The 5,448-nt window shown below is 71.5% G+C and carries 5 protein-coding genes; 4 read left to right on the forward strand and 1 reads right to left on the reverse strand.

Going from position 1 to position 5,448, the window contains the following annotated elements:
- Positions 1–232 precede the first annotated feature (232 nt).
- Positions 233–1,735, forward strand: coding sequence for a serine/threonine-protein kinase (locus QMK34_RS46835; RefSeq protein ID WP_326421489.1), 1,503 nt, complete (start codon positions 233–235; stop codon positions 1,733–1,735).
- Here the strand turns inward: QMK34_RS46835 and QMK34_RS46840 are convergent, their stop codons facing one another.
- Positions 1,736–2,044, reverse strand: coding sequence for a DUF6191 domain-containing protein (locus QMK34_RS46840; protein ID WP_326421491.1), 309 nt, complete (start codon positions 2,042–2,044; stop codon positions 1,736–1,738).
- A 114-nt stretch (positions 2,045–2,158) separates the two neighbouring features.
- On the opposite strand from QMK34_RS46840, the gene QMK34_RS46845 reads away from it, so the two are divergent.
- The 3 genes from QMK34_RS46845 (at position 2,159) to QMK34_RS46855 (ending at position 5,417) form a co-directional block, all read left to right on the forward strand.
- Positions 2,159–3,175 (forward strand): hypothetical protein, encoded by a 1,017-nt coding sequence (locus tag QMK34_RS46845; RefSeq protein WP_326421493.1) that lies wholly within the window; start codon positions 2,159–2,161, stop codon positions 3,173–3,175.
- A gap of 55 nt (positions 3,176–3,230) precedes the next feature.
- Positions 3,231–4,427, forward strand: coding sequence for a DNA polymerase IV (dinB, locus tag QMK34_RS46850; protein WP_326421494.1), 1,197 nt, complete (start codon positions 3,231–3,233; stop codon positions 4,425–4,427).
- Between the two features lie 87 nt (positions 4,428–4,514).
- Positions 4,515–5,417 (forward strand): TrmB family transcriptional regulator, encoded by a 903-nt coding sequence (locus QMK34_RS46855; protein WP_326421496.1) that lies wholly within the window; start codon positions 4,515–4,517, stop codon positions 5,415–5,417.
- Positions 5,418–5,448: the final 31 nt, after the last annotated feature.

The raw sequence follows: 5,448 nt of genomic DNA on the forward strand, positions 1-5,448 counted from the left end.
GTGCTGTGGAGACGCTGTGGTCGGGTTTGGTGGGTGGGGGGGGTGGGTGTGCATGAGGTGCTGTGGAGATGCTGTGGTCGGGTTTGGTGGTTGGGGGGGTGGGTTTTTGGGGACTGGTAAGGGGTTTTTGGGTTTTGGGTTGGTGGGGCGTTGAGAAGTGGCGGGCGCCGAGTAGCATCGCCCGAGGATTGACCTTCGTCCGAACCCGCCATCTGACCCCCGGGAGCAGTCCTTGCCAGAGGAAAGTCGGCTCATCGCCGGCCGGTACCGCCTGGACGTCCTGCTCGGCAGCGGGGCCATGGGCATCGTGTGGCGCGCCGAGGACCAATGGCTGCACCGCCCGGTCGCGGTCAAGGAACTGCATCTGCAGACCACGCCGGACCTCGCGCAGCTCACCGACGCCAACACCCGCGCGATGCGCGAAGGGCGGATCGCGGCCCGGCTGCTGCACCACAACGCGATCGCCGTGTTCGACGTCGTCGAGGACGACGGGCGGCCGTGCCTGATCCTGGAGTACCTGCCGTCGTCGAGCCTCGCCGACGTCATCACCGCGCGCGGCACCCTGCCGCCGGTCGAGGTCGCGAAGATCGGCGCGCAGATCGCGTCGGCGCTCGCCGCCGCGCACGCCGCCGAGATCGTGCACCGGGACGTCAAGCCCGCCAACGTCCTGATCGCCGAGGACGGCACGGCCAAGATCACCGACTTCGGCATCTCCCGCGCCGCGGGTGACGTGACGGTCACCGCGACCGGCATCACCGCCGGGACGCCCGGATTCCTCTCACCCGACGTCGCCAGAGGCGGCGACGCGGACTTCCGCTCCGACGTGTTCTCGCTGGGTGCGACGCTGTTCAACGCCGTCGAGGGCGGCCCGCCGTTCGGCACCGACGACAACGCGATCGCGTTGCTCCACCGGGTCGCGCGCGGGACGTTCGACGAGCCGAAGAAGGCTGGCGCGCTCACCCCCGCCCTGATGCACATGCTCCAGTTGGCGCCCGAGGACCGGCCCACCATGGCCGAGGCCGCCGAGATACTCGCCGAGCTCGCCGCCAAGCTGCCCCCGGCCCCGCTGCCTGAGCCGCCGTCCCCCGCCGTGGCGACGACCCCGGTGCCTGCCGCGGCCGTGCCTCCGACCCCACCGGCGGCCGAGCCGGTCAAGGACAGCCGGAAGCGGCTGGTCGTGCTGCTGTCCGTGGTCATTGGCCTGGTCGTGATCGCGGGGGTCGCGCTGGTACTGGCCGCCTCGCACACCAACAGCAACACCAACAGCAACACCAACGCGGCGGGCTCGAGCCCGAGCCCGTCGGCCCCGGCCGCGTCGTCGGAGGCCCAGTCGTTCACTCCGCCGCCCGCGACGACGCCCGCGACGACGCCTTCGGCCACCCCTCCGGCACCGTCCTCGCCGCCGTCGACAGCGCCTGCCGCGCCGCTCACCGGCCCGGCGGCCAACGAAGCCGCGGTCAGGGACTACTACGCGATGGTCCCCGGCAACCTGGCCGGGGCCTACGCGCGGCTGACGGACCGGTTCAAGCAGGCCCGCTCCAAGACGTTCGCCAGCTACTCGAGCTTCTGGAACCAGATGAGCGAGGTCAAGGTGACCGACGTGACCGCACACGGCGACAACGCGGTGTCGGTGACCATCACCTACGTCCGCAAGAGCGGCGGGACCACCACCGAACACCAGACCTACACCCTCGCCGAGCAGGGCGGCCAGCTCGGGATCGACAGCCAGGCCTAGCTACGGCCGGGCTGGAGGCCCGTTTTCCGGGCGCACGACCACGACGCCGCGATCCAGGTCGACGCCGAGCCAGGGCGGCGCGCCCTCGGCGTCTTCCTCACGCAGCATCTCGATCGAATCCCGGTGTTCGAGCTCCCGCCGTTTCGTCCCGTAGAGGAAGGCCGTGACCTCCTCGACGTAGGTCGACGAGAGTCGCCGCCGCAGCCGCTTCCGGCCGTTCGCCGGGCGCATTTCGTAGGCGCCGACGGCCACCAGCACCGCCGTCGTGCCCGGAATCCCCAGCGCCATCCACGTGCCCAGTGCACTCATGCGGCCTGAACGGGTGACCCGCCGGTCACGTTCCCTGTGCGTCATCTGACGCAGACCGCCGGGCCGGGCGCGATCAGGATCGTCCCGACAGTCCGGGGAGAACAGGGGAAACACATGCAGACCAGAACCAGGGTGCGCGCGGGTGCGCTGATCACCGCGGTGGCCGCCGCGACGACCTTGAGCACGCTGCCCGCCGAAGCCGCCGCCGCACCGGCCTGGGCGGCGACCCTCCTGCCGCTCCCGGCGGGGTATCCGAACGCGTCGGGCTTCCTCACCGGGACCGACGGCCACGGCGGCTACGCCGGGGAATTCCTCATCGGCGACACCTCTCAGGTGGTGACCTGGACCGGCGGGAAACCCACCGTGCGCGGCGTGCCCGCCGGGTTCGAATTCGCGAGCGTCCGTGACGAGAACAGCTCCGGCGTCGTGCTGGGCTACGCCATCGACTACGACACCGGCCACTCCCAGACGTTCACCCTGGACGGCAACGGGTTCCACGTCCTGCCGGTGCCCGCGGGCTACGACTCCGCGTACGGCGTGGCGATCAACAACCGGGGCGATGTCCTCGCCCAACTGGTGACGGACGATCCCGCCAAGTCCGCCACCGCGCTGTGGCCCGCACTGGGCAACGGGCCGGTCGTGATCCCCAACGCGCACCGGTCGGAGGTGGCAGCCGATCTCGACGAGGACGGGACAATCCTGCTGAACTACGACGATCACGGCGCTTTCCTGTGGAAGGACGGCGTCAGCCGGGACCTCACCGTCCCGGCGGGGGACCAGTACCTGTACGCGTCGGCCATCAAGAACGGATCCGTGGTGGGCTCCGGCGCGACGGGGCTGCTCTGGCGGACCCCGGACGATCCCGAGGCTCTCCCGGACAGCGACTCCGCCCGCGCCGTCAACGCGTCCGGGCTGATCGTGGGCCGCCAGCCTCAGCCGTCCACCCCGTACGGGCCGGTCGCCGCCTGGCAGGGCACGACCGCACTGGGGCGGCTGCCGATGCCGGAGGGTTACGCCAAGGGCAGTGGGTACGCGGTCGGTGACGACGGCACGATCGTCGGGGTCACTTCGAACGGGCCCCTCGACGAAGGCGGCGTACCGGTCGTATGGCGGTCGACGCTGCACGGATGACCTGTTCACCTGCGCTTATTGGCACTCAGACGAGGCGCATGCGAACATATGTTCTATGACCGTGACGGGCGAGGGGCCGATCCTGCATGCCGACCTGGACGCGTTCTACGCGTCGGTCGAGCAGCGTGACGACCCCTCGCTCCGTGGCCGCCCGGTCATCGTCGGCGGCGGGGTCGTGCTCGCGTCGAGCTACGAGGCGAAGGCCCGCGGCGTGCGGACCGCGATGGGCGGGCGGCAGGCGCTGCGGCTCTGCCCGGACGCGATCGTGGTGCCGCCGCGGATGTCGGCGTACGTCGAGGCGAGTCAAGCGGTGTTCGCGGTCTTCGAGAAGACCACTCCGCTGGTCGAGGGGATGTCGATCGACGAGGCGTTCCTCGACGTTGGCGGCCTCGCGCGGATCTCGGGCTCGCCGTCGGCGATAGCCGCGAAGCTGCGAAGCGACGTCGCCGAGCAGGTCGGGTTGCCGATCACGGTCGGGGTGGCCAGGACCAAGTTCCTCGCCAAGGTCGCCAGCGGCGTCGCGAAACCGGACGGGCTGCTGGTCGTGCCGCACGACGGCGAGCTGGCCTTCCTGCACCCGCTGCCGATCGAGCGGCTCTGGGGCGTCGGCAAGGTCTCCGCGGCCAAGCTGCACGAGCGCGGGATCCACACGGTGGGCCAGCTGGCCGCGTTCGACGAGCGGGAACTCGGCTCGGTGCTGGGCAAGGGCGCCGGTCACCACCTGCACTCGCTCGCGCACAACCGCGATCCGCGCCGGGTGCAGACGGGCCGCAGGCGCCGTTCGGTCGGGGCCCAGCGGGCGCTCGGCAACCACCGGCGATCCGCGGCGGAGCTCGACGCCGTCGTCGTCGCCCTCGTCGACAGGACCACCCGGCGGCTGCGCGCGGGCCACCGGGTCTGCCGCACTGTCGTGCTCCGGATGCGGTTCGGCGACTTCACCAGTGCGACCCGCTCGCACACGCTGCCGCAAGCGACCGCCCACACCGAGACCATCCTCGCCGCCCTGCGCGGCCTGCTGGTCACGGCGTTGCCGCTGTTCGCGGAGCAGGGCGTCACGCTGGTGGGCGTCTCGTTGTCGAACCTGGACGACGACCGGCCGGTCCAGCTCGCGCTGCCGTTCGACGTGCGGGGGACGTCCATGCTGGACACCACGCTCGACGTCGTGCGCGACCGGTTCGGCTCGGCCGCCATCACCCGAGCCGTGCTGCTCGGCCGGGACGAAGGTTTCGTCGCGCCGGTGCTTCCCGACTAAGTAGGGTTGATTTGGTCTAGACCTTCGGCGACTATATTTTTACTGGGGCGTTCTTCCTGTGGCCGGAGGTTCGGGAAAGGATCGGCGATGACGCTGGAAAGCCTCGGCGTCGACGCGGCCGAACAGCGCGTCTACGAAGCCCTCCTCGTCCGCTCCGAGGTCACCCTCGCCCAGCTGGCCGGCCTGGCCGGAATGCCGGAAACCCGGGTGCGTCCGCTGGTGAAGTCCTTGGCGGACAAGGGAATGCTCACCAGGAACACGGGCAGGCCGGTCCGGTTCACCGCGTCCCCACCCGACATCGCGCTGGAGCTGCTGGCCCTGCGGCGGCGCGCCGAGATCGAGCGGGCACGCCTCGCGGGCGTGGCGCTGGGGGCCCGGTTCTCCCCGGGCGACGACCCGGTGGTGCGCCTCGTGCGCGACCCGGCGGCGGTCGCGCACCAGTTCCAGCAGGTCCAGGCGGTCGCGAAGACGGAGCTGCTGACGCTGCACAAGCCGCCCGAGCTCGTCGAGGACGGGGAGACGCGGGTCGCGGCGCAGGCGCGTGGGGTCCGCTGCCGGACGATCCACGAGCAGAGCTCGCAGCCGTCGACGGCCGCGGGCCAGACCCGCACGATGGTCCGGCTCCCGGCGAAGCTGGTGATCGCCGACGCCCGGCTGGGGCTGGTTTTCGCCGAGCCGCCGACCGACCACCACGCGGTGCTGGTGTCGTCTCAGGTCGTACTGGCGGGGCTGGTGGCGCTGTTCGAACTGCTGTGGGAGCGCGCGACGCCGTTGTGGCCGGAGGCCCCGCCCGCCGGGATCGCCGCCGAGGACCGCCAGCTGCTGGCCCTGCTCGCCGCGGGGCTCACCGACCAGGCGATCGGCCGGAAGCTCGGCGTCGCCCAGCGCACGGTCGAGCGTCGCGTCCGCCGGGTGATGGACTCGCTCGGCGCCCGCACCCGCTTCCAGGCGGGCCGCCAAGCCGCGGACCGCGGCCTGCTGGGCCCCTGATTGCCCCTGAAGGCCACCATGACGGCGTTTA

Origin of the sequence: Amycolatopsis sp. H20-H5 (assembly GCF_035828755.1) — a bacterium.
In the GTDB taxonomy this organism is placed as follows: domain Bacteria; phylum Actinomycetota; class Actinomycetes; order Mycobacteriales; family Pseudonocardiaceae; genus Amycolatopsis.